24 protein-coding genes are annotated in these 20,739 nt (G+C 71.4%); 10 read left to right on the forward strand and 14 right to left on the reverse strand.

The window, feature by feature from the left end:
- Window positions 1-95 precede the first annotated feature (95 nt).
- A complete protein-coding gene (locus ACLBWX_RS08685; protein WP_447676668.1) occupies window positions 96-2,885 on the reverse strand; it encodes a [protein-PII] uridylyltransferase in 2,790 nt (929 codons plus the stop codon).
- Window positions 2,886-3,119: 234 nt separating this feature from the next.
- Between ACLBWX_RS08685 and ACLBWX_RS08690 the strand changes: the two genes are divergently transcribed.
- From ACLBWX_RS08690 to ACLBWX_RS08700, 3 genes are all read left to right on the forward strand, one after another.
- Window positions 3,120-3,635, forward strand: a complete 516-nt coding sequence (locus ACLBWX_RS08690) for a hypothetical protein (protein ID WP_447676669.1) — start codon at window positions 3,120-3,122, stop codon at window positions 3,633-3,635.
- A gap of 181 nt (window positions 3,636-3,816) precedes the next feature.
- Complete coding sequence (rpiA, locus tag ACLBWX_RS08695) at window positions 3,817-4,524, forward strand: ribose-5-phosphate isomerase RpiA (protein ID WP_447676670.1); 708 nt, start codon at window positions 3,817-3,819, stop codon at window positions 4,522-4,524.
- A gap of 66 nt (window positions 4,525-4,590) precedes the next feature.
- Entirely contained in the window at window positions 4,591-5,184 is a 594-nt protein-coding gene (locus ACLBWX_RS08700) for a DUF2059 domain-containing protein (RefSeq protein WP_447676671.1), read from the forward strand.
- Window positions 5,185-5,246: 62 nt separating this feature from the next.
- Here ACLBWX_RS08700 and ACLBWX_RS08705 read toward each other — a convergent pair whose 3' ends face one another.
- Both ACLBWX_RS08705 and ACLBWX_RS08710 read right to left on the reverse strand, forming a co-directional pair.
- On the reverse strand, window positions 5,247-6,620 hold the full coding sequence (locus tag ACLBWX_RS08705) for a PleD family two-component system response regulator (RefSeq protein WP_447676672.1): 1,374 nt from the start codon (window positions 6,618-6,620) through the stop codon (window positions 5,247-5,249).
- Window positions 6,621-6,681: 61 nt separating this feature from the next.
- Entirely contained in the window at window positions 6,682-7,062 is a 381-nt protein-coding gene (locus tag ACLBWX_RS08710) for a response regulator (protein WP_055946254.1), read from the reverse strand.
- A gap of 75 nt (window positions 7,063-7,137) precedes the next feature.
- Here ACLBWX_RS08710 and ACLBWX_RS08715 point away from each other — a divergent pair, with 75 nt between their 5' ends.
- Together ACLBWX_RS08715 and ACLBWX_RS08720 are read left to right on the forward strand one after the other, a co-directional pair.
- A complete protein-coding gene (locus ACLBWX_RS08715) occupies window positions 7,138-7,440 on the forward strand; it encodes a DUF3572 domain-containing protein (RefSeq protein WP_447676673.1) in 303 nt (100 codons plus the stop codon).
- A 135-nt stretch (window positions 7,441-7,575) separates the two neighbouring features.
- Window positions 7,576-7,983: a DoxX family protein gene (locus ACLBWX_RS08720; RefSeq protein ID WP_447676674.1), complete on the forward strand. Its 408-nt coding sequence runs from the start codon at window positions 7,576-7,578 to the stop codon at window positions 7,981-7,983.
- Window positions 7,984-8,005: 22 nt separating this feature from the next.
- On the opposite strand, the gene ACLBWX_RS08725 is transcribed toward ACLBWX_RS08720, so the two are convergent.
- The gene (locus ACLBWX_RS08725; RefSeq protein WP_447676675.1) at window positions 8,006-8,665 is read right to left on the reverse strand and encodes a class I SAM-dependent methyltransferase; all 660 of its coding nucleotides are present in this window, start codon (window positions 8,663-8,665) and stop codon (window positions 8,006-8,008) included.
- Window positions 8,662-9,264, reverse strand: a complete 603-nt coding sequence (locus ACLBWX_RS08730) for a hypothetical protein (protein ID WP_447676676.1) — start codon at window positions 9,262-9,264, stop codon at window positions 8,662-8,664. The genes ACLBWX_RS08725 and ACLBWX_RS08730 overlap by 4 nt, the downstream gene beginning before the upstream one ends.
- Window positions 9,265-9,351: 87 nt before the next feature.
- Between ACLBWX_RS08730 and ACLBWX_RS08735 the strand changes: the two genes are divergently transcribed.
- The 3 genes from ACLBWX_RS08735 (at window position 9,352) to ACLBWX_RS08745 (ending at window position 13,379) form a co-directional block, all read left to right on the forward strand.
- Entirely contained in the window at window positions 9,352-10,569 is a 1,218-nt protein-coding gene (locus ACLBWX_RS08735) for a DNA topoisomerase IB (RefSeq protein WP_447676677.1), read from the forward strand.
- Window positions 10,570-10,840: 271 nt separating this feature from the next.
- The gene (locus ACLBWX_RS08740) at window positions 10,841-11,848 is read left to right on the forward strand and encodes an SDR family oxidoreductase (RefSeq protein ID WP_447676678.1); all 1,008 of its coding nucleotides are present in this window, start codon (window positions 10,841-10,843) and stop codon (window positions 11,846-11,848) included.
- A gap of 121 nt (window positions 11,849-11,969) precedes the next feature.
- A complete protein-coding gene (locus ACLBWX_RS08745; protein ID WP_447676679.1) occupies window positions 11,970-13,379 on the forward strand; it encodes a cytochrome ubiquinol oxidase subunit I in 1,410 nt (469 codons plus the stop codon).
- Window positions 13,380-13,397: 18 nt separating this feature from the next.
- Here ACLBWX_RS08745 and ACLBWX_RS08750 read toward each other — a convergent pair whose 3' ends face one another.
- The 3 genes from ACLBWX_RS08750 to ACLBWX_RS08760 form a co-directional block, all read right to left on the reverse strand.
- The gene (locus ACLBWX_RS08750) at window positions 13,398-14,078 is read right to left on the reverse strand and encodes a response regulator transcription factor (protein ID WP_447676680.1); all 681 of its coding nucleotides are present in this window, start codon (window positions 14,076-14,078) and stop codon (window positions 13,398-13,400) included.
- Window positions 14,079-14,317: 239 nt separating this feature from the next.
- The gene (locus ACLBWX_RS08755) at window positions 14,318-15,214 is read right to left on the reverse strand and encodes a diguanylate cyclase domain-containing protein (protein WP_447676681.1); all 897 of its coding nucleotides are present in this window, start codon (window positions 15,212-15,214) and stop codon (window positions 14,318-14,320) included.
- Window positions 15,215-15,316: 102 nt separating this feature from the next.
- Entirely contained in the window at window positions 15,317-15,832 is a 516-nt protein-coding gene (locus ACLBWX_RS08760) for a hypothetical protein (RefSeq protein WP_447676682.1), read from the reverse strand.
- Window positions 15,833-16,257: 425 nt separating this feature from the next.
- On the opposite strand from ACLBWX_RS08760, the gene ACLBWX_RS08765 reads away from it, so the two are divergent.
- On the forward strand, window positions 16,258-16,740 hold the full coding sequence (locus ACLBWX_RS08765) for an ABC transporter ATP-binding protein (protein WP_447676683.1): 483 nt from the start codon (window positions 16,258-16,260) through the stop codon (window positions 16,738-16,740).
- Between the two features lie 185 nt (window positions 16,741-16,925).
- Here ACLBWX_RS08765 and ACLBWX_RS08770 read toward each other — a convergent pair whose 3' ends face one another.
- The 6 genes from ACLBWX_RS08770 to crcB form a co-directional block, all read right to left on the reverse strand.
- A complete protein-coding gene (locus ACLBWX_RS08770) occupies window positions 16,926-17,165 on the reverse strand; it encodes a hypothetical protein (protein ID WP_447676684.1) in 240 nt (79 codons plus the stop codon).
- A 193-nt stretch (window positions 17,166-17,358) separates the two neighbouring features.
- A complete protein-coding gene (locus ACLBWX_RS08775; protein ID WP_447676685.1) occupies window positions 17,359-17,517 on the reverse strand; it encodes a hypothetical protein in 159 nt (52 codons plus the stop codon).
- A gap of 144 nt (window positions 17,518-17,661) precedes the next feature.
- Complete coding sequence (locus tag ACLBWX_RS08780) at window positions 17,662-18,009, reverse strand: hypothetical protein (RefSeq protein ID WP_447676686.1); 348 nt, start codon at window positions 18,007-18,009, stop codon at window positions 17,662-17,664.
- Window positions 18,006-18,203: a hypothetical protein gene (locus ACLBWX_RS08785; RefSeq protein ID WP_447676687.1), complete on the reverse strand. Its 198-nt coding sequence runs from the start codon at window positions 18,201-18,203 to the stop codon at window positions 18,006-18,008. The genes ACLBWX_RS08780 and ACLBWX_RS08785 overlap by 4 nt, the downstream gene beginning before the upstream one ends.
- A gap of 208 nt (window positions 18,204-18,411) precedes the next feature.
- Window positions 18,412-18,849, reverse strand: a complete 438-nt coding sequence (locus ACLBWX_RS08790) for an EamA family transporter (RefSeq protein WP_447676749.1) — start codon at window positions 18,847-18,849, stop codon at window positions 18,412-18,414.
- A gap of 22 nt (window positions 18,850-18,871) precedes the next feature.
- Window positions 18,872-19,240 (reverse strand): fluoride efflux transporter CrcB, encoded by a 369-nt coding sequence (crcB, locus tag ACLBWX_RS08795; RefSeq protein WP_447676688.1) that lies wholly within the window; start codon window positions 19,238-19,240, stop codon window positions 18,872-18,874.
- Window positions 19,241-19,643: 403 nt separating this feature from the next.
- Here crcB and ACLBWX_RS08800 point away from each other — a divergent pair, with 403 nt between their 5' ends.
- On the forward strand, window positions 19,644-20,735 hold the full coding sequence (locus ACLBWX_RS08800; protein WP_447676689.1) for a DUF2778 domain-containing protein: 1,092 nt from the start codon (window positions 19,644-19,646) through the stop codon (window positions 20,733-20,735).
- Window positions 20,736-20,739: the final 4 nt, after the last annotated feature.

Here is a 20,739-nt window from a genome sequence, read left to right on the forward strand (position 1 = left end):
TCGGGGTTCGCGCTGATATCAGGCCGTGCCGCCGTGAAATCAAGCGCGGGGCGCCCGGGCGCGGAGAACCGCCCCCCCGCGTGGTCTTCGCCCGCTCAGGCCTCGCGCGGGGGCGGCGAATCGATCAGCGCGTCGAGCCCCTCCGCGCGCAGGGCCGCCACGTCGCCGGCGAAGACCTCCATCACGGCGGTCCGGATCGCCACCTGGCGGTCGGGCTGGGTGACCCGGGTGCCGGTGAGGTCGGTCACGTAGAACACGTCCACCGCCCGCTCGCCGAAGGTCGCCACGTGGGCCGAGGTGATGTTGAGGCTGAGCCGGCTGAGGGCCGTGGTCAGCTCGTAGAGGAGGCCGGGCCGGTCGAGGCCGGTGATCTCGATCACGGTCTCGCGGCTCGACAGGGCGTTGTCGATCGCCATGTCGGGCGGCACCAGGAAGGTCCGCGTCCGCTCGCTCGGCGGGTGCTTGTCCGCCACAAGGTCGGCGATGCGGATCTCGCCGCGCAGGGCCTTCTCGATGGCGGTGGTGATGCGGGCGGCCCGGCGCAGCTCGTCCTCGTCGCGCTCGAAGGCGCGCGAGATGAAGATGGAGTCGAGGGCGAAGCCGTCCGTGGTCGTGAAGATCTGCGCGTCCACGATGTTGCCGCCGGACGCCGCGCAGGCCCCCGTGACGATGGCGAGCAGGCGCGGATGGTCCGGCGAGTAGATCGTCAGCTCGGTGACGCCGCGGACCGGATCGGTCTCGGCGACGGTCGCCACGGTGCGTCCCTCCGCCGTCAGCGCCTTGACGAAGCCGGCATGCTTGAACTGGCGCGTGGTGTCGACCTTGAGCCAGTAGGCCTGGTTGTGGCGGGCCGCGTAGGCGTCGAAGGTCTGCGAGTCCCAGCCGTTCAGCTGCTCGCGCAGGGCCATCTGGATCAGGCGCACCCGGTCGGTGCGGGCGATCTCGGAATGGCCGCCCGACAGCACCACCTCGGTCTCGTCGTAGAGGGTGCGGATCAGGGTCCCCTTCCAGGCGGTCCAGACGCCGGGGCCGACCGCCTTGATGTCGGCCACCGTGAGGATGGTGAGGAGCTTCAGGCGCTCCAGGGTCTGCACGACCCCGGCGAACTTCTCGATGGTCTTGGGGTCCGAGAGGTCGCGGCTCTGGGCGGTCATCGACATCAGCAGGTGGTGCTCCACCAGCCAGGCCACCATCTCGGTCTCGGCCGGGGTGAGGCCGAAGCGGGGTCCGAGCTTCTCGGCGATCGCCGCCCCCGCGATGGAATGGTCCTCCGGCCGGCCCTTGGCGATGTCGTGCAGGAGCACCGTGACGTAGAGCGCCCGCCGGTGGCTGATCGTGTCGATGAGCCGGCTCGCGAGCGGATGCTCCTCCTCCGTGCGGCCCGATTCGATCGCCGAGAGCACGCCGATGGCGCGCAGCAGGTGCTCGTCCACCGTGAAGTGGTGGTACATGTTGAACTGCATCATCGCGACGATGCGGCCGAAATCCGGAATGAAGCGGCCGAGCACGCCGGCCTCGTTCATCAGCCGCAGGATGGTCTCGGGCGAGTTCTTCGAGGTCAGGATGTCGAGGAAGAGCCGGTTGGCCTCCTCGTCCGCCCTCAAGGAATGGCCGATGAGGCGCAGGGAGCGGTTGGCCGCGCGCGTCGCGTCGGGGTGGATCGGCAGGTTGTGGCGGTCGGCGAGCCAGAACAGCCGGATCAGGTTCACGGGGTCGCGGCTGAAGGCGTCGGCGTCGCGCAGGTTGATGCGGCCGTGGTCGTCGACGAAGTCCTCCGCCTCGATGGCGGTGGCGCGGAAGCGGTCCCGGAACCGGCCGATCCAGCGGTCCAGCACCGGCGTGCGCTTGGCGTGGCGCGCCTCCAGCGCCGCGCAGACGATGGCGGTGAGGTCGCCGACCTCCTTGGCGATGAGGAAGTAGGCCTTCATGAAGCGCTCGACGCCGGAGAGGCCGCCGCGCGGCTCGTAGCCGAAGCGCTCGGCGATCCGCGGCTGCAGCCCGAAGGACAGGCGCTCCTCGGCCCGGCCGGTGACGAAATGCATGTGGCAGCGCACCCGCCACAGGAGCTCGTCGCAGCGCTCGAACACCCGGTACTCCTCGGGCGTGAACAGGCCGGCGGCCACGAGCTCGCTCTGGTCGCGGACCCGGTAGGTGTACTTGGCGATCCAGAACAGGGTGTTGAGATCGCGCAGCCCCCCCTTGCCGTCCTTGACGTTGGGCTCGACGAGGTAGCGCGAGGCGCCCGCCTTCGAGACCCGGGTGTCGCGCTCGCGCAGCTTGGCCTCGACGAATTCGGGCGCGGTCCACATCACCAGCTCGGTGTCGAACCGGGTGACCAGCTCCTCGAACAGGACGCGGGTGCCGAACAGGTAGCGGGCCTCGAGGAGCGAGGTCCGGATGGTCATGTCGGCCCGGCCCTCGCGCAGGCACTCCTCCACCGAGCGGGTGGCGTGGCCGACCTTGAGCTTGAGGTCCCACAGCACGTAGAGCATCGCCTCGACGACGCTCTCGGACCAGGCGGTCTGCTTGTAGGGCAGCAGGAACAGGAGATCGATGTCCGAGCCCGGCGCCATGGTGCCCCGGCCGTAGCCGCCCGTGGCCACCACGGCGAGCTGCTCGCCGGTCGACGGGTTGTCGTTCGGATAGAGCCGCCAGACCACCGCGTCGTGGATGGTGCGGATCACCGCGTCGGTGAGCCGGCTCAGGCGCCGGGCGCAGGCGATGCCGTCGCGCTCCTCCAGGAGGCGTTCCTCGGCATCGGCGCGCCCGAGCTCGATCACCCGCCTGAGTTCCGGCACCAGCACCGCCCGCAGGCGCGTCGCCTCGCGGGCGTCGCGGTCGAGATTCTCGAGAACATCTTTGAGGGCGGCGACGGCGTCGAACATGGCCAACCCCGTTAGCATGTTGGCGGAATGACGCCAGCGGGTTCACCGCGCGGGCACCGCGCGGGTGCGGGATCGAACCGTGTTTTCACCGGCTTCCCCCGCCGCGGCGGCGCTCCGCGCTTTCGCGCGGCGATCCGGCGGGCCACGGTTGCGCCGCAAGGCCGCGCTAGCGCAGCACCGTCGTCCGTCCGAAACCCGCCGCCCCGCGCAACTCAGCATTCACGAAGGCCCCCGATGCGCTCGATTCCCATGCGTTCGCTCCCGCGTCCGCCGTCCGCCCGCCCGGCCCGGATCCTCGTCCTGGCGGCCGGCCTGCTCCCGGCGCTCGCCGCACCGGCCTGGGCCGCCTCCTTCGAGTTCGTGCCGGCGCCCCAGATCGACCTCAACCGCGTCTACCGGGTCGACAAGGTCACGGGGGAGGTGACGTCCTGCCAGTACGGCCTGCGCGAGGGCGCGGTGGGCAGCGTCGGCGTCACCGTCTGCTACGGCGCCGGCGAGGGGGCGAGCGCGCAGGCGCCCTCGGAATACGGCCTCGTGGCCTCCCGCCACACCCGCGAGGCGGGGGTTTTCCGGGTCAATTACCGCACCGGCGAGATGAGCATCTGCTACGTGCAGCTGCAGAAGGAGGCCGTGGTCTGCACCGCGCAGGCGAACCCTGCGGGACCGGGCGCCGACGAGGCGCCGGCCACCGGCGCCGCCCCGGGCCGGGCGGGCCCGAGCGCCACGCCGCCCCAGGGCACGCGTCCCTGACCGCCCCCTCCCCCGATCCCGGCGCGCGCCGCGTTGGACCGGCCCGCCCGGCGTGCTAGGGGCACCCGGTCGCGCCCGCCCAGCGGCGGCGCGCCGCCCGATCCGTTTCCCGCCGCCTCGTCCCACGCCTGAGCCGTCCCATGCCTCACGCCCCCCACTTCCCGGACACCGGAGTCTTCGCGTGAGCGGGCCGGATCTGCGCCGCGCGGCGGCCGAGGTCGCCGTCGATCTCGTCACCCCCGGGATGCGGCTCGGGATCGGGACCGGCTCCACCGCCAACGTCTTCGTCGAACTCCTGGGTGCCCGCGTGCGCGCCGGCCTCGACGTCGTCGGCGTGCCGACCTCGGAAGCGACCCGGGTCGCGGCGGAGGCGGCCGGCATCCGCCTCGCCACCCTGGAGGAGATGCCCGAACTCGACCTCACCATCGACGGGGCCGACGAGATCGACGGGGCGATGCGCCTCGTGAAGGGCGGCGGCGGCGCGCTGCTGCGCGAGAAGATCGTCGCCTTCGCCAGCCGGCGGATGGTGGTGATCGCGGATGCCGCCAAGCGCGTCGAGACCCTGGGCGCCTTTCCCCTGCCGATCGAGGTCAACGCCTTCGGGCTCGGCGCCACCCGGCGCGCGGTCGCCGCCGCCCTGCGGGCGAGCGGCTGCACCGGTGAACTCGTCCTGCGGTCCCGGGAGGGCGCGCCCTTCGTCACCGACGGCGGCCATCACATCCTCGACGCCCGTCTCGGGCGCATCCCCGACCCGGAAGCTCTCTCGGGTGCCCTCTGGGCGGTGCCGGGCGTGGTCGAACACGGCCTGTTCCTCGGCCTCGCCACCGGCGCCATCCTGGCCGAGGCGCGGGATGGGCAGGCGGTGGTGAGCCGGCTCGGCACCGTCTGAGCGCAGGTGGCCGTCCCTCTCCCCTCACCTCATCCCCTTCGCCGAATCCATCCCGGAGCGTCCGACATGTCCCGCCGCCTCGCCGCCCTGGCCGCCCTCGTCCTCGCCAGCACGCCCTTGAGTGCCCAAGCCCAAGCCCAAGCCCCGGCGCAGAAGCCGCCGGCGGCCAAGCCCGGCGCCAAGCCGCCGACCCCCGCCGCCGCACCGGCACCGAGCACCCCCGCCGCGCAGATTCCGGCCTACTCGGCGACCCACCTCGCCCTCGCCCGCGAGGTCATGCTGAATTCCGGCATCGCCCGGTCCTTCGACTCGATCATCCCGGCCTTCAGCGACCGCATCCGCCAGGGTTCCGTGACCCGGCCCGAGCTCACCAAGGACCTCGACGGGGTGCTGGCCTCCCTCGAACCCGAGATGGAGATGCAGAAGCAGTCGATGATCGACGTCGCCGCCCGGATCTACGCCTCGCGCCTGTCCGAGGCGGAGCTCAACGAGATCGCGACCTTCTTCCGCTCGCCCGCCGGCAAGCGCTACGTCGAGACCCAGCCGCAGGTGCTCGACGAGATGGTCCAGGCGATGCAGACCTGGACCCAGGACGTGTCGGAATACATCATGGTCCGCGTGCGCGCCGAGATGGCCAAGAAGGGCCACCAGCTGCAGTAGCGGCCCCCTTTCGGGAGGGGCGCCCCGCCGGGACGCCCCCTGCAAGGATTCGGGCCGGGCCTTCAGGCCGCGGCCGCCTCGACGCGGTTCCGGCCGGTGCTCTTGGCCCGGTACAGGGCGAGGTCGGCGCGCTTGAGCATGTCGGCCGGCCCGGCATCCTCGGCCCGGCGCCAGGCCACGCCGATGGAGACGGTCACCGCCACGGTGCGGGTGTCGCGGTGGATGGAGAACGGCACCGCCTCGATGCGCTCGCGGATGCGCTCGGCGATGGCGTAGGCGCCCTCGGCCTCGGCATCCGGCAGGATGATGACGATCTCCTCGCCGCCGTAGCGGGCCACGATGTCGATGCCGCGGGTATGCGTGCGGATGCGCTCGGCGAAGGCCTTCAGCACCTCGTCGCCGGCCTCGTGTCCGTAGGTGTCGTTGATCGTCTTGAAGCGGTCGATGTCGAGCATCAGGGCGGCCACGGGGCGGTTGCGCAGGGCCGCCTCGCCGAACAGCGCGCCGAGATGGCTGTCGAGGTAGCGCCGGTTGTGCAGGCCCGTGAGGCCGTCGGTGACGGCGAGCTCCATCGAGGCCTGGACGGCGCCGCGCAGGGCATCCGAGAAGCGGCGGCGGCGGACCTGGGTGCGCACCCGGGCCACCAGCTCGTTCCGGTCGACGGGCCGCATCAGGTAGTCGTGCACGCCGAATTCGAGGCCCCGGATCACCCGGGCGCGGTCGTGCTCCTCGGCGATCATCATCACGGGCATCAGGCGGGTGCGGTCGAGGGAGCGCAGCTGGCTGCACAGGCGCAGGCCGTCGAAGCCCTGGATGTCGAGGCTGACCAGGGCGAGGTCGAACGTGCCCTCCGCCGCCAGCACCAGGGCCTTGTGCGGGTCGGCCTCCACGGTGAGCGTGTGGTGCTGGCCCAGGGCCGCCGCGAGGCGGTCGGCCGAGCCGGGGCGGTCCTCCACGAGGAGGATCGAGGCGTCGAGGCCGGTCTCGGCGGCGGCGAGGGCCAGGGGGTCGCCGATCCCGAAATCCCGCGAGGCCATGGCGCGGGAGCGCAGCTCGTCCGTCACCGCCTTGAGGCGCACGAGGCTGCGCACGCGGGCGAACAGGGCCGTGTCGTCGATGGGCTTCGTCAGGAAGTCGTCGGCGCCCGCATCGAGTCCGCGCAGGCGGTCGGAGGGCTGGTCGAGGGCGGTGACCATCACCACGGGCAGGTGGGCCGTGTTGGGATTGCTCTTGAGCCGGCGGCAGACCTCGAAGCCGTCCATGCCCGGCATCATCACGTCGAGGAGGACGAGGTCGCAGAGGCCCTTCTCGCAGATGGTCAGCGCATCGGGGCCGTTCATCGCCGCCACGACGTCGAAGTATTCCAACGAGAGCTTCGTCTCCAGGAGCTTCACGTTCGGAAAGAGATCATCGACGATCAGAATTCGGGCCGACATCGTTCCTCGCGCAGGGTCGTTCTACGGGGCCGTCTGGGACGCACTGAGCGAGGCGGCGGGCTCAGGCGGTCCTGGCGTCGCCGAGGTATTGGCGGACGGTGGCGAGGAACTTCGCCACCGAGATCGGCTTCGACAGGTAGGCCTCGCAGCCGCCCTCGCGGATGCGCTCCTCGTCGCCCTTCATGGCGAAGGCCGTGATCGCGATCACCGGGATGGCCTTGAGGTCGTCGTCCTCCTTGAGCCACTTCGTGACTTCGAGGCCGGAGACCTCGGGCAGCTGGATGTCCATGAGGATGAGGTCGGGGCGGTGCGCCCGCGCGAGCTCGATCGCCTCGATGCCGTTGGCCGTCTTCAGCGTGGCGTAGCCATGTCCCTCCAACAGGTCGTTGAAGAGCTTCATATTGAGTTCGTTGTCCTCGACGATGAGCACGGTCTTCTTCATGGCCCGTTGTTCCCGGTGCGTGGACGGCCCAATGTCGTTCGACGCATGCCCCGCCCCAGGAGATTTAGCGGATACATGTTGACGAAACGCAAACCCAATAGCGCGGACGATTCCGCCGAAGGCCTGGCCCTGGCGGCCCTCGCCTGGATGGCGACCGACGACGAGCGCCTGTTCGCCTTCCTCAATGCCACCGGGGCGACGCCCGAGACCCTGCGGGCCAGCGCGCAGGACCCCGGATTCCTGGCGGGCATCCTCGACCATATCATGAGCGACGAGACGACGCTCCTCGCCTGCGCCGAGGCCCTCGACGTCAAGCCCGAGCGCATCGCCGCCGCCTGGCGCCGCCTCGGCCCGCCGGACTTCGACGACGGGATGTAGGCGGGGCGCGGGGCCGGATATCCCCGCGGGATTGTCCGCCGAGGCTCGCCCCGTCCCGTGCCGCGCGGTATGGCTCGACGGCTTCGCGCGGGCGCCGTCCGCCCGGCCGCGCCCATCGCCGGAGATTCCCCGTCCATGTCCCTCGCCAGCCTCTCGACGACCTGGGCCCCGCGCCTCCTCAGCGTCCTGCGCATCGTGGCCGGCCTGCTCTTCCTCGAGCACGGCACCCAGAAGCTGTTCGGCTTCCCCGTGCGGATGGGCGGCGGGGCCGGCCCCGCGATCCTGTCGCTGCTGTGGTTCGCCGCCGTCCTGGAGACCCTGGGCGGCGCGCTCGTCATCCTCGGCCTGTTCACCCGGCCGGTGGCGTTCCTGCTCTCCGGCCAGATGGCCTTCGCCTACTTCATCGCCCACCATCCCAAGAGCCCGTTCCCGGCGCTCAACGGCGGCGATGCCGCGATCCTGTTCTGTTTCGTCTTCCTCTACCTCGCCGCCGCCGGCGCCGGCCCCTGGAGCCTCGACGCGCGGCGCCGCGGCCGGTTCTGAGCCGGCCTCCGTCCGGGGTGGCTCAGGCGCTGAAGCGCCAGACGCTGCTGCGCTTGACCTCGGCATCCTCCAGGGAGCGGCTCACCGGCACCGTGTAGGTGGCGAGCTCCGTGAGCCGGTCGCGGGGAAGGTAGGAGCGGCCGGGATCGCCCACCAGCACGGTGGCGCCGCCCGCGTGCAGGCCCGAGAGCCAGCCGGTGACGCGGGCCGCGAGGTCCCGCTCGTAGAAGATGTCGGCGGCGAGCACCACGGCCGAGCCCGGATCGGAGCCGATGAGGTCCCGCGCCACCGCCTCGATCCGCTCCGCGACGCCGTTGGCCTCCGCGTTGAGGCCGATGGCCGGGATCGCGAAGGGGTCGAGGTCGCTGGCGGTGACGTGGACCGCGCCGGCCCGGGCCGCCGCGATGGCGACGAGGCCCGAGCCCGAGGCGAAGTCGAGCACCCGGCGTCCCGCCACGAGGCCGGGATTGTCCAGGACGTAGCGGGCCAGGGCCTGCCCGCCGGCCCAGGCGAAGGCCCAGAAGGGCGGCGGCAGGCCGATCGCCTCCAGCTCGTCCTCGGTCTTCTGCCACAAAGCGGTGGCCTCGTCGGCCACGTGCAGGACGATCTCGGGCGCGTGCGGCACCGGGCGCAGCGCCGTGTTGGCCCGGATGAAGGCGTGGGGATCGGCCGAGGGCGTCATGCGCGGGCGAACTCGCCGTAGAGGGGGCCGGCGGCGGCTCCGAGGCCGTCGGCGCCCACCAGCGCGAGGGCCGTATCGGCCGGGTCGAGGCCCAGGGCGGCGGCATCGGCCGGGGTCTCGCAGAGGTAGCGGGTGGTCCGGGTGGCGAGCGGGCCGCGCAAGGCCTGGCGCAGGCCGAAGCGCGTCAGGCGCCCGCCGGCATCGGTGCGGGCATTCAGGGCCGCGAGGTCGTCGGGCTGATAGATCCGCGCCGCGATGCCCGACATCGCCGCCGCCGTGCCGCCGACCACGATCGCCCGGAGGCCGAGGGCGTGCAGGAGGTCGGCCTCCAGGGCCTTGAGGATGCCGGCGAGCTGGCCCGCCGCGTAGCCCGCCGCCATCGGGTTGAGCCGCGAGGTCCCCAGCGCGAAGGGCACCACCCGGGCGCCCGCCGCCTCGATCGCCCCGCGATGGGCGTCCACCCGCGTCACCACCGTGGCGGCGAGCCCGGCGGACCGGGCCGCCGCGACCAGGGGCAGGAAGCGGGCCGCGAAGCCCGCATCGTCGGGGGCGAGGAGGACGAGGCGGCGGGGTGCGGCGCCGGAAGCGGGGGTATCCATCGGACGGGATGTAGCATGCCCCGTCCGGAACAGGGCATGGCGCGTACCCGTTGACGACGAACCAGACACCGCAGGGACGGGACCCGCATGGCCACGGCGCGCGACGAAGAGGGCACGGTCGCCGATCCGCGCGACGCCGCCGAGGAGGCGGGCCTGCGCTACGTCGACGACACCATGCCGGGCCTGACGCGCCGGAAGAGCGGGACGGGCTTCGGCTATCGCGACGCCCTGGGCCAGCCGGTGCGGGACGCCAAGACCCTGGCGCGCATCCGCTCCCTGGCGATCCCGCCGGCCTATACCGACGTCTGGATCTGCCGCCACGCCAACGGCCACATCCAGGCGACGGGCCGCGACGCCAAGGGGCGCAAGCAGTACCGCTACCACCCGGATTTCCGGGCCGCCCGCGACCTCACCAAGTTCGAGCACGTGATGGCCTTCGCCGACGCGCTCCCGGCGATCCGCGCGCGGGTCGATGCCGACATGGCGAAGCGCGACCTCCCCCGGGAGAAGGTGCTGGCCACCGTGGTCCACCTCCTGGAGACCACCCTGATCCGGGTCGGCAACGACGATTACGCCCGCACCAACAAGAGCTTCGGCCTGACGACGCTGCGCGACCGGCACGCCCGGATCGAGGGCTCGACACTGACCTTCCGGTTCAAGGGTAAGAGCGGCAAGAGCTGGGATCTCGGCCTCAAGGACCGGCGCGTCGCCCGCATCGTCAAGGCCTGCCAGGACCTGCCGGGCCAGGAGCTGTTCCAGTACCGCGACGCCGACGGCACGTTACGCGACGTGACCTCGGCCGACGTGAACGCCTATCTGCGCGAGATCACCGGCCAGGACATCACGGCAAAGGATTTCCGGACCTGGGCCGGGACGGTGCTGGCGGCCCTGGCGCTGCAGGAATTCGAGGCCTTCGACAGCGAGGCCAAGGCCAAGAAGAACCTGCGCGCCGCCATCGAGGGCGTCGCCGCCCGGCTCGGCAACACGCCGACCATCTGCCGCAAGTGCTACGTCCACCCCGAAGTGCTCGACTGCTACCTCGAAGGCGCCCTCCTCCTGCAGATCAAGGACGCGGTGGAGGACGAGCTGCGCGAGGACCTGACCGCGCTCAAGCCCGAGGAGGCCGCGGTGCTCGGCCTGCTCCAGGCGCGGCTGGCGCAGGTGAAGGACGGCAAGGGCCGCGACCTCTCGGATGCGGGGGCGGGCGAGCGCGTCGCGAAGGGAGCGGCGAAGGGAGCGGCGAAGCGCGCCGCTTCCCGGGCCCGCGGGTCGGCAACGGGTTCTCAACAGGACCGAGCCGCCTGATTCGAAGCTCCGGGACTTCTCGCGCAGGCGCGCGAACCGTCCCTCCTCCGCGGGGCGGGAGAGGGAGCGACCTCTCCGGGCAGCGCGCTTCCCCTCACCCGACCCGATGATGCGGGCCACCCTTTCCCTCAAGAGGGAAGAGGGATGCGCGGAGGGCGTCTGCTCGGATACCCCCGCGCCGCCCGTGTCGATTGGGCACGCGGGCCGCGCGGCAACAGCCGCTCCCCTGGGCCGTTGGCGCAGGCTGTCGTGGAACGGGAATGAAACCATCATGAAGGTCGCGGTCGTCACCGGGGGAACCGCCGGAATCGGGCTCGCCACCGCCCATCTCTTCGCCCGCCGGGGCTGGGCCGTGGCGGTCATCGCCCGCGACGTCGGCCGCCTGCGCGACGCGGAGGCCGATCTGACGGCCTATGGCCGTCCCGTCCTGGCGATCTCGGCCGACGTCACGGATGCGCAGGCCGTCGACGACGCCGCCGCGCGGATCGAGCGGGAATTCGGTCCGATCCGGGCCTGGGTCAACAACGCCATGGCGACCATCGTGAACCCGGCCGACCGGATCACGCCCGAGGAGTACCGGCGCGTCACCGAGACGACCTATCTCAGCCAGGTCTACGGCACGCTGGCGGCCCTGCGCCACATGAAGCCACGCAACCGCGGCGCCATCATCCAGGTCTCGTCGGGCCTCGGCATCCGGGCGGCCCCGCTCCAGGCACCGTACTGCGCGGCGAAGTTCGCGGTCTCGGGCTTCACCGACGCCCTGCGCTCCGAGCTGATCCACGATCGCGTGGAGGTCTCCCTCAGCGTGGTCTACCTGCCCGCCGTCAACACCCCGCAGTTCGACTGGGCCCGCAACCGTACCGGCCACGGCCAGTACGCCCCCGACCCGGTCTACGATCCGCGCCTCTGCGCCGAGGCCATCGTGGCCACGGCGGACAAGCCGAGCCGCGAGGTCTGGGTCGGCCACAGCACGGTCATGATGGCCGCGGCCCAGGCGCTGATGCCGGGCTACGCCGATTCCAAGGCCGCCACGATGTGGTCGGCCCAGCTCACCGACGAACCCGCCCCCGACAAGGCCGGCAACCTGTTCGCGCCGGTCCCGGGCCATGTGGGCATCGACGGGCGCTTCTCGGACCGGACCAGGTCCACGCGCAGCGCCTACTGGACGAGCCGCGACCGCGACCTGCTCGTCGCCGGGCTCACGGGCGTGGTGGCCCTCGGCCTGTTCGGGGTGGCGACCCTGGCCCGCGCCCCGCGCCGCCTGCTGCCGCGGCGCTGACCACCCGGGGGGATCGTGCGGCCTCAGGGCGGTGCGCGAACCGGATGCAGCGCCGGCCTCTTCACGCTATAGCTGTTCCAGGGTTCCCTGATTCAAGGCCCCGCTTCGGACGAGGTTCGCCATGGAAGTCGACGCGCTGCTGCTCTCACGCATCCAGTTCGGCTTCACCATGGCCTTCCACATCATCTTCCCGGCCTTCACCATCGGGCTGGCGAGCTTCCTCGCCCGGCTGGAAGCGCAGTGGCTCTGGACCGGCAACCCGATGTACCGGAACCTCTACCGGTTCTGGGTGAAGGTGTTCGCGGTCTCGTTCGGCCTCGGCGTCGTCTCCGGCATCGTGATGAGCTACCAGCTCGGCACCAACTGGTCGCGCTACTCCGACTTCACCGGCAACGTGCTGGGACCCCTGATCCAGTACGAGGTCATCACGGCCTTCTTCCTGGAGGCCGGCTTCCTCGGGATCATGCTGTTCGGCTGGGACCGGGTCGGCGACCGGCTGCACTTCGTCTCGACGTGCATGGTGGCGATCGGCACCCTGATCTCGGCCTTCTGGATCCTGTCCGCCAATTCCTGGATGCAGACGCCGGACGGCTTCACCGTCGAGAACGGCCGGGCCATCGCCACCGACTGGTGGAAGGTGATCTTCAACCCGTCCTTCCCGATCCGCTACGCCCACATGGTGCTGGGCTGCTTCCTCACCACCGCCTTCGCGGTGGCGGGCATGTCGGCCTGGATGATCCTGCGGGCGCGCAAGGAGCCGGCCGAGAAGGTGGCGGGCGCCCGGCTCTCGCTCTCCATGGCGCTCTGGTTCGCGGTGATCTTCACGCCGGTCCAGATCTTCGTCGGCGACACCCACGGCCTCGCCGTGCTCAAGCTGCAGCCGACCAAGCTCGCCGCGATCGAGGCGAACTGGGACCGGCAGGACAACATGCCCCTGCTGCTCTTCGCGATCCCCAACATGGAGGCGGAGAAGAACGACTTCGAGATCGGCATCCCGCGGCTCGGCAGCTTCATCCTCACCCACGACTTCTCGGGCGTGGTGCCGGGCCTGAAGGACGTGCCCCGCGACCAGCGTCCCCCGGTCTGGCCGGTGTTCTATTCCTTCCGCATCATGGTCGCGATCGGCATGGCCATGCTGGGCCTGAGCCTGTGGAGCCTCTACCTGCGCTGGCGCGGCACGCTCTACACGAACCGCTGGTTCCTCAACGCGGCGATGCTGATGACGCCGTCCGGCTTCGGCGCGGTGCTGTTCGGCTGGTTCACCGCCGAGATCGGGCGCCAGCCCTACATCGTCTACGGACAGCTGCGCACGGCCGACGCGCACTCGCCCCTGACGGTCAACGCCGTGACCACCTCGCTCATCGCCTTCCTGATCGCCTACACCTTCATCTTCGGGTTCGGCAGCTACTACCTCGCCAAGCTCCTGCGCAAAGGACCGGAGCCGCTGGAGGAAGCCATCCGCGGCGGCGACATGGCGCAGAAGCCCAAGCGTCCACTCTCCGCGGTCAACGAAAGCCTCACCCCCGCCTGAGGGGCCTCGCGGCCCGGCTCAGAGCCGGGCCGCGCACGCGCTCGTGAGCTGGCTCCGGGGGCGGTCGCCGCCGCTGCCGCGGACCGGACCGGCATCGACCACCGGGGCGAGACCGAGGTGGCGAGCCAGGGCGACGAGGTCCTTGAGGCGCCCGGTCTGGGTCTTGCGCCGCAGGTTCAGGCGGTGGGTCTCCACGGTGCGCACGCTGAGGTTCAGGCGGCGCGCCACCTCCTTGTTGCTGAAGCCGGCGCTGAGGAAGCGCAGGATCTCGGCCTCGCGCGGCGTCAGGCCGTCGACGGGCGCGGCGGCGGCCGGGGCGTCCTCGCCCGGAACCGGTCCGGCCGAGCCGGCGGCGAGGCTCAGGAGCGCGCCGCACATGTCGCGCGGCGTCGCCGAGCGGGCGATGAAGGCCTCGGCCCCGACCTCGATCAGCCGGGTCAGGAGGTCGGCCCGCAGGACATCGAAACCGACGAGGACGTGCAGGTCCGGCGCGCGCGCCTTGAGGGCCGCGATCCGCGCGACGAGACCCGGCTCGGGCTCCGATCCGACGAAGACCAGGGCGACCTTGCGCGCCGGTCCCTGCGAGAGTTCGGTCTCGCTCAAGGTGTGCAGGCGCGGCTCGTGCTCGATGACGGCACGAAAGGCCGGCTCGACTCCGAGGGGCTCGCCGACGATCAAAACTCCCACGGCGTCATTCATGCCGCTGTCCTCCCATTGTCTCACCACGACACACCGCAGCGATCCCTGGGAGGTTCAGATCAAGTTTCGTTCCAGCGATTTACTCGCCAAGACTCGGGGATGAATCCGACCGAATTGGTCGAAGACTGAAGAGGACTCACGGTTAATTCGGCAAGTCTTTGGTAAACACGACGGCCGCGCGTACCGCTACGGTACAACGGCCACGCTGCGGCCGTCCTCGATTCGGGACAGGCGCGGGCTCAGCCGGCCCGGGCGAGAACGAGGTCGGAGGCGGCACTCACGACGCGGTTGCGGCCCGTGGTCTTGGCCTCGTAGAGGGCGATGTCGGCCCGCTTGAGCAGCCCCTCGATGGTGTCGCCCTCGGACCACTCGCTGACGCCGAAGCTGCAGGTGAGGCGGATCGGCACCCGGCCCCCGCGGATGCGCAGCGCCTCCATCGAGCGGCGCAGGCGGGTCGCCATGCCCTCGGCGTCCGTGCCGGAGCGGTGGGGCAGGATGATGCCGAACTCCTCGCCGCCGAGGCGTCCGACGATGCCGTCGACGGCCAGCTCGCGGCACACGGCCTGGATGGCCGCGTCGCCGACATCGTGCCCGTACTCGTCGTTGATGCGCTTGAAGTGATCGATGTCGAGCAGAATGGACGACATCTTGCCGTGGTCGCCCACGCGCTCGGCGGCGTCGCGCGACTTCTGCAGGAAGGCACGGCGGTTGAGCAGGCCCGTCAGGGAATCCGTGTCGGCGAGGCGGATCAGCTCGCTCTGCATCGTGGTGAGGCGCTCCGCGGCCCGCAGGCGGGCATGCAGCTCCTCCGGTCCCGGCGGCTTCTCGATGAAGTCGTCGGCGCCGCTGTCGAGGGCTTCGGCCAGGTTCCGGGCATTCTTGGCCGACGACATGGTGATGACGTAGAGGGGGCGGTTGGCCTCCGCCAGGAGGCGGGCGGACCAGCACAGTTCGAGGCCGCCCAGGGGCCGCACCTCGAGGCTGGTGATCAGCACCCGCACCGAGCCGGTGTTCTCCACGAAGTCGAGCGCTTCCGCCGAGTCGGTGAAGGCCGAGACGGTGTGACCGTGGGGTTCGAGCAGCGCCGCGATCATCTTGAGGACGACCCGGCTGGTATCGACGAGGACGATATGCATGGCGCGGACTGACCACCTTCACGGTTCTTGACGTGACGATGGCACGAACAGATTAACCGCTTGCGAAAGCCCTCCCGGATGGAGCGGCCGCGGCGCGGGCGCTCAGCGGTGGGAGACGCGGACCGGAACGACGCGGGCGCCGCCGCTCGTCTCGGCGGACGGAGGTGCCGCCCGGAAGGCCTCGTTCCGAGCCGGCGAGCGCTCGGGTGCGCCAGACCAGCGCCCCTGCCGGCTGCGCGTCAGGATCCGGGACCGACCCGCGGCGGCCGCGCGGAGGGCGGAGGGCGGCGCGTCGATGACGTAGACCGTCGGCGTGCCGACCGGGGCGCCGCGGATGCCCGCCACCGTCGGAATCCCGTAGGTGCCGTAGCCCCAGGCGCTCGGCACGAGTTCGCTCGGGCGGGGAAAGCGGGTGAGCGGCGCGCCGACATAGGTGCCGTGGATCAGCGGGCCGCCGTAGCCGCCCGCGTAACCCGAATCGTAGGACACGGGCCGGCCGTAAGTCAGATCCTGGCCCTGCGCCGTGCCGGCGAGGCCGCACAGGATCAGGGAACCGGCGAAGCCGACCAGGCGAAGCGAGACGAGCCCGGAGGACGAAACCTTGGATCGAGTGGTCATGCGACGCCGGACTCCCGCGCTGGCCGATTCGGGAGAGAACCGGCGGAGACACCCGTCGTTCCAGAAATCCGGCCGGCTTCGAGCATCGAAGACTGCTTAGGGGCTCGCAATGCCGGGGACGGGTCGGCCGGGGACGGGTCGGCCGGGGACGGGTCGGCCGGGGACGGGTCGGCCGGGGACGGGTCGGCCGGGGACGGGTCGCGAATGGAGCCGAGGAACGGGCCGAGACAAGAACCGATTGATCGAACCGGAGCCCGTCCCGTATGAGCCCGCGCGGCCCGCGCGCGAAGCCCGGACCCGCCACCCCGTCGGGAGCGATCGGATCGGGTCCGGGACGCAGGAAGCCCCGAAGACGGTTGCATCCGGGACCGAGGGGGCTTCATGGTTGAAGGCAGGACCGAGGCGAGGAGGCTGCAGGAGGCTGGATGAATCAGTTTGTGAAGGACGAGCGGCTGTCGCTCGACTATGTGTCGGTCGAGGATCTGAACGCCGCCCTGCGCGTGTTTCGCCGGCTGCCGCTGGAACTGCTGGGCTTCCTGATCCTGTTGCCGATCGTCTGCATCGGCCTGTCCCGGCTCGGTACGGCCCTCGCGCCGCCCTACGGTGTCTATGTCCTCGGGCAGGGTCTCGTGACCTGGGGCCTGCTTCTGATGCTCGTCCTGCTGTACGGGCTGTTCTGGTGGCGGGGACGCCAGGTCGGGCGCCTCCTGAACGACCCGGAGATCCTGGCTTCGCCGGTGACGAGCCTCCTGTCGGTGCCCGACGTCCTGGCCAGACGCGCGCAGGCCCTGGGGATGGAATGGAGCGGCTTCTACGGTCCGCTCCGTACACGCCGGAAGTCGGTCGTCCACGCCAGGGCACGACGCACCGACCCTGGGCCGCAGCCCGAGACGCCGGAGCGCTCGTGATCGCGGGCGATCCCGCCGAAGGAGAGCGCCACCGCGGGTCCGGTCCATCCCCCCGGGCGCACGAACGGGGGTCGGATTCGGCTCGGATCGGACGATGGCCCGGCCGCAGGAAAGTCCCCGCCTCGCGGCAGGGTCGGGTCGTCCGGCGATCTCGAACGTCGTCGTCTCGAACGTCGCCTTCGGCTTCAGCGGCAGGTGGTGACCCGACGGACGATCCAGCCCTCGCCCTCGACCCAGAGCCGCTTGCGCGAGCGGCTGCAATTGACGGCGTCGTCGTCCGATTCGGTGACGGCCGCCACGGGGGTGACGGCGGGCGCCGCGACGGAGGCCTTGTCCGGCCCCTGGTTGGCGACCGGGGCGGCAACGGCACCCGGAACGAGGGCCGCGACCGAAACGGCGCCGGCCAAGAAGAGGGTGACCGCCATGACGGACACACGCAGTCGATTCGCTACCATCGGAAAGTCTCGCTCGCACATCCCTCGGCGGACGTGCCCTCAACATGTCAGGATCGTGCAGCGGGATGCGCCGCGTCTTGGACTGTTAAGTCGCGAGAGGTCGGAAGGGTTGCAGTCAACGGAGCCGGTCGACCAGGAATCCTTGGGCGGCCCGGATGGACTGTCAAGGCATCGCCGAGACCGAGATCATCGGCAGCGTGACCGCGATCTGGGTCGCGGCCGGGCGCGGCAGGGCATGGTCGGACAGGACCAGGGCGCCGAGCCCGAGGACGAGGCTGAGGGCGAGAAGGCTCGTCTCGATGCCGCGATAGAACCCGTCCATCTCACACTCCCGGCGCATTGACGCGAGGCCGCGGACGGCCTCGCGCCGTCCCTGTTCGGCCCGCAAGCATGTTCGACCCGAGAGTATGAGGGAATCGTAACCGCGCGGCGGCGGTCGTCCGCCGAATCTCGGAGAGACGGAGTATCAGGCCCGCCCGAGGGGCGTCATGCGGGCGAGATCGGCCTCCGGCGGCTGCATCAGGGCCGCCGCCAGGTTGGCCTCCAGCACGATCAGGTCGCAATCGGGGTCCGGCTCCCAGCCGCAGCGGCAGCCCAGCGGGCCCTCGTGTGCCTGGGCCACCTGCCGGTAGAGGGCGCCGACGACCCGGGCCGCCACCTCCAGCGCCGTCATGGCCGGCAGGGGAGCCCGGTTCAGGCTCTGCCAGAAGGCGCGGCGCAGGGCCTCGTCAAGGTGGGCCTCGGGCGAGGCGGGCTCGGCGCAGGCCGGCGCGGCGCGGGACGCGGCGTCCATCCGTTCGTCCGGCCCGCTCATGCCCGGAGTCCCGAGGACCGGTCGGACAGGCGGTCGCGCCAATGGGCCGGAACCAGGGCGGGATCCGTCTCCGGCGCGCCCGCCAGGGCATCGATGAGGTCGGAGAAGCGGTGCAGGCGCAGGTCGAGGGCCGAGCCGTCCCACCAGGCGATCCGCGCGTAGCCGCGCAGCCAATCCAGCATGCGTTCCATCATCCGCTCTCCTCTTGCGATCGGCGCCCCGTGGAGAGTGTTTGAAAGCTCAACTTCCAATTGGCAAGCAATTCACCAAACATTGGAATTGATTGAATCTTCCGTAGGCCCGGACTTCTATTGTCTTCGATTTGGAAGAATTCCATGCACGAGCGAAAAACCGCGCGCCGGCCGATGCTTGATCGTGCGACGGGGCGGGCCGGAGCGGGTTTCAGCCGCGATAGGCCACCAGGATGGCACCGGCCGCGATGAGGGCGACGCCGATCCAGTTCGGCAGGGTGAGGCTCTCGCCGAGCAGAATCACCCCGAGGATCGCCACCAGGACGACGCTGAGCTTGTCGAGGGGCGCCACCCGGGCCGCATCCCCGAGGGCGAGGGCCCGGAAGTAGCAGAGCCACGAGGCGCCGGTGGCGAGGCCGGAGGCCACGAGGAAGCCGGTGCTGCGGCCCGGGATCGCCGCGAGGCCGGGCGCCTGCCCGGTGCCGACCAGGATCGCGCCCGTGAGGGCGAGGATCACCACGGTGCGCACGAAGGTCGCGACGTCGGGCGCCACGCCGGTGACGCCGACCTTCGCCAGGATGGCGGTGAGGGCGGCGAAGGCGGCCGACAGCAGCGCCCAGAAGCGCCAGGATTGCAGCAGCGCGCTCAGCATGGCGACGGTCCGTCGGGCTTCACAGGATCATCCGCATGACCATCAGGCCGAGGAGCAGACCGGCCAACCCGAGGACCACCGAGCCGAGGATGTAGATGATGGCCGCCGCCACCTCGCCGCGCTCCAGCAGGAGGATGCCCTCGAGGGCATAGGACGAGAAGGTGGTGAAGCCCCCGAGCACGCCGGTGGCGAGGAACAGCCGCACGGGCTGGCTGCCGCTGCGCATGGCGTACCAGCCCGCCAGCACCCCCATCAGGATCGACCCGAGGATGTTGATGCCCATCGTGCCGTAGGGAAAGGCGGTGCCGAAGCGCAGGGCGGCGAGCCCGACGCCGTGCCGGGCCATGCCGCCGAGGCCGGCCCCGAGAAAGACGATGAGAAACCCCATGCGGGCATGATCTCCCTGAAGCCGGCCGCCGGCCCGGCCCTGCGCATAGGATACGCCACGAACGCGTCCGGTACGCCGGCCGGGCGCGGCTTTCCCCCGAGGTTCACAGGGTATCGCCCGTCCGCGGCGCCGATCCGCGCGCCGGTGCCCGGCCGCCGTCCCCGACGTCATCGCGCAGGCAGGGCGGCGTCCGGAACGTTACGAAGCGGAAAACCGGAATTCTCCACAAGATGCGCCGCGGTTTATCTCGGATTAACCAAGTTGCGGCTGAATAGCGCCAGTTAAGGTTGATGTTTTCCTAACAGGCACCTTCCGCACTTCGCGTCGTCGCTTAACCTTTTCTTGAGGTCTGCGCGGCGGGAGGGGGTGCCGGTTCGGGAACCGCGTATCCGAGTTCGCCCGCATGAACGACGCTGTGTACCCGCCCGGCCGCCGCCTCCGCCGTCATCGCCGGACCCACGGGCGGGGGCTCCTGCGGACCTCCGCGGCGGCCCTCCTCTGCGCCGCCTTCCCGCACCTGACCGCGCCGGACGGTCCCGTCCCGGCCGGACCGGGGCGGCCGGTGCTGGCGACCGTCTCCGCGCCCGGCGCCTATGCCTGGATGCTCGACCCGACCCCGGCCCTCGGCAATGCGGCGCGCGGCCTGGTCGAGGCCGCTCCGCTCAGCGCCGCCCTGGTGCCGCCCGCGCGTGCGGACAGGACGGTCCTGGCGATGGCGGCGCCGCGCCCGGTGCCCACCCCGGCGGCGGCCCCGGCCCGGATCGCGCAGGCGCTGCCCCAGACCATCCCGCTGCCGGTTGCGCGCCCGGCCGGCCTCGTGGCGCAGGCCGAGCCGGCGCGCCTGGCCCTGCGCTCCGCCCCGGCCCTGCGCTCGCTCGCCGCCCGCCGGACCCAGGTCGCCCGCGCCAGCGCCGATGCCGCGGCCGAGCGCTCCTTCTTCGACACCGTGTTCGGAACGCGTCCCGACCCCGAGCCCCAGCCGCGAACCACCCTCGCCTACGCGTCGGTGGACCCGAGCGTCGATCCGGGTCCGCGCCGGGTGATCGAGAGCAGCCCCGTGGTCGGTGCCGGGACGGCCGTCTACGACATCACCGCCCGCACCGTGACCCTGCCGAGCGGCGAGCGCCTCGAGGCGCATTCCGGCCTCGGCGAGAGCATGGACAACCCGCGCCACGTCCACCGCCGGATGCGCGGCTCGACCCCGCCCGGCACCTACGATCTCACCGAGCGCGAGGCGCTCTTCCACGGCGTGCGGGCGATCCGCCTCAACCCGGTGGGCGGCAGCGCGGCGATCCACGGCCGCGACGGCATCCTGGCCCACACCTACATGCTCGGCCCCAGCGGCGCCTCGAACGGCTGCGTCTCGTTCAAGGACTACAACCGCTTCCTCCAGGCCTATCTCCGCGGCGAGGTCCGCCGCCTCGTGGTGGTCGCCGGCCGCGGCGATGCGGGCCCGACCTTCGCCGAGCGCCTGTTCGGCCGCGCTACGCGGTAGAACG

This window comes from Methylobacterium sp. M6A4_1b, assembly GCF_053345175.1.

Excerpts from the sequence above, each read along its gene's own strand:
- ACLBWX_RS08685 (WP_447676668.1), bottom strand. The coding sequence starts at position 2,885 with ATGTTCGACGCCGTCGCCGCCCTCAAAGATGTTCTCGAGAATCTCGAC.
- ACLBWX_RS08690 (WP_447676669.1), top strand. The coding sequence starts at position 3,120 with ATGCGCTCGATTCCCATGCGTTCGCTCCCGCGTCCGCCGTCCGCCCGC.
- ACLBWX_RS08700 (WP_447676671.1), top strand. The coding sequence starts at position 4,591 with ATGTCCCGCCGCCTCGCCGCCCTGGCCGCCCTCGTCCTCGCCAGCACG.
- ACLBWX_RS08705 (WP_447676672.1), bottom strand. The coding sequence starts at position 6,620 with ATGTCGGCCCGAATTCTGATCGTCGATGATCTCTTTCCGAACGTGAAG.
- ACLBWX_RS08710 (WP_055946254.1), bottom strand. The coding sequence starts at position 7,062 with ATGAAGAAGACCGTGCTCATCGTCGAGGACAACGAACTCAATATGAAG.
- ACLBWX_RS08715 (WP_447676673.1), top strand. The coding sequence starts at position 7,138 with ATGTTGACGAAACGCAAACCCAATAGCGCGGACGATTCCGCCGAAGGC.
- ACLBWX_RS08720 (WP_447676674.1), top strand. The coding sequence starts at position 7,576 with ATGTCCCTCGCCAGCCTCTCGACGACCTGGGCCCCGCGCCTCCTCAGC.
- ACLBWX_RS08725 (WP_447676675.1), bottom strand. The coding sequence starts at position 8,665 with ATGACGCCCTCGGCCGATCCCCACGCCTTCATCCGGGCCAACACGGCG.
- ACLBWX_RS08730 (WP_447676676.1), bottom strand. The coding sequence starts at position 9,264 with ATGGATACCCCCGCTTCCGGCGCCGCACCCCGCCGCCTCGTCCTCCTC.
- ACLBWX_RS08735 (WP_447676677.1), top strand. The coding sequence starts at position 9,352 with ATGGCCACGGCGCGCGACGAAGAGGGCACGGTCGCCGATCCGCGCGAC.
- ACLBWX_RS08740 (WP_447676678.1), top strand. The coding sequence starts at position 10,841 with ATGAAGGTCGCGGTCGTCACCGGGGGAACCGCCGGAATCGGGCTCGCC.
- ACLBWX_RS08745 (WP_447676679.1), top strand. The coding sequence starts at position 11,970 with ATGGAAGTCGACGCGCTGCTGCTCTCACGCATCCAGTTCGGCTTCACC.
- ACLBWX_RS08750 (WP_447676680.1), bottom strand. The coding sequence starts at position 14,078 with ATGAATGACGCCGTGGGAGTTTTGATCGTCGGCGAGCCCCTCGGAGTC.
- ACLBWX_RS08755 (WP_447676681.1), bottom strand. The coding sequence starts at position 15,214 with ATGCATATCGTCCTCGTCGATACCAGCCGGGTCGTCCTCAAGATGATC.
- ACLBWX_RS08760 (WP_447676682.1), bottom strand. The coding sequence starts at position 15,832 with ATGACCACTCGATCCAAGGTTTCGTCCTCCGGGCTCGTCTCGCTTCGC.
- ACLBWX_RS08765 (WP_447676683.1), top strand. The coding sequence starts at position 16,258 with ATGAATCAGTTTGTGAAGGACGAGCGGCTGTCGCTCGACTATGTGTCG.
- ACLBWX_RS08770 (WP_447676684.1), bottom strand. The coding sequence starts at position 17,165 with ATGGCGGTCACCCTCTTCTTGGCCGGCGCCGTTTCGGTCGCGGCCCTC.
- ACLBWX_RS08775 (WP_447676685.1), bottom strand. The coding sequence starts at position 17,517 with ATGGACGGGTTCTATCGCGGCATCGAGACGAGCCTTCTCGCCCTCAGC.
- ACLBWX_RS08780 (WP_447676686.1), bottom strand. The coding sequence starts at position 18,009 with ATGAGCGGGCCGGACGAACGGATGGACGCCGCGTCCCGCGCCGCGCCG.
- ACLBWX_RS08785 (WP_447676687.1), bottom strand. The coding sequence starts at position 18,203 with ATGATGGAACGCATGCTGGATTGGCTGCGCGGCTACGCGCGGATCGCC.
- crcB (WP_447676688.1), bottom strand. The coding sequence starts at position 19,240 with ATGGGGTTTCTCATCGTCTTTCTCGGGGCCGGCCTCGGCGGCATGGCC.
- ACLBWX_RS08800 (WP_447676689.1), top strand. The coding sequence starts at position 19,644 with ATGAACGACGCTGTGTACCCGCCCGGCCGCCGCCTCCGCCGTCATCGC.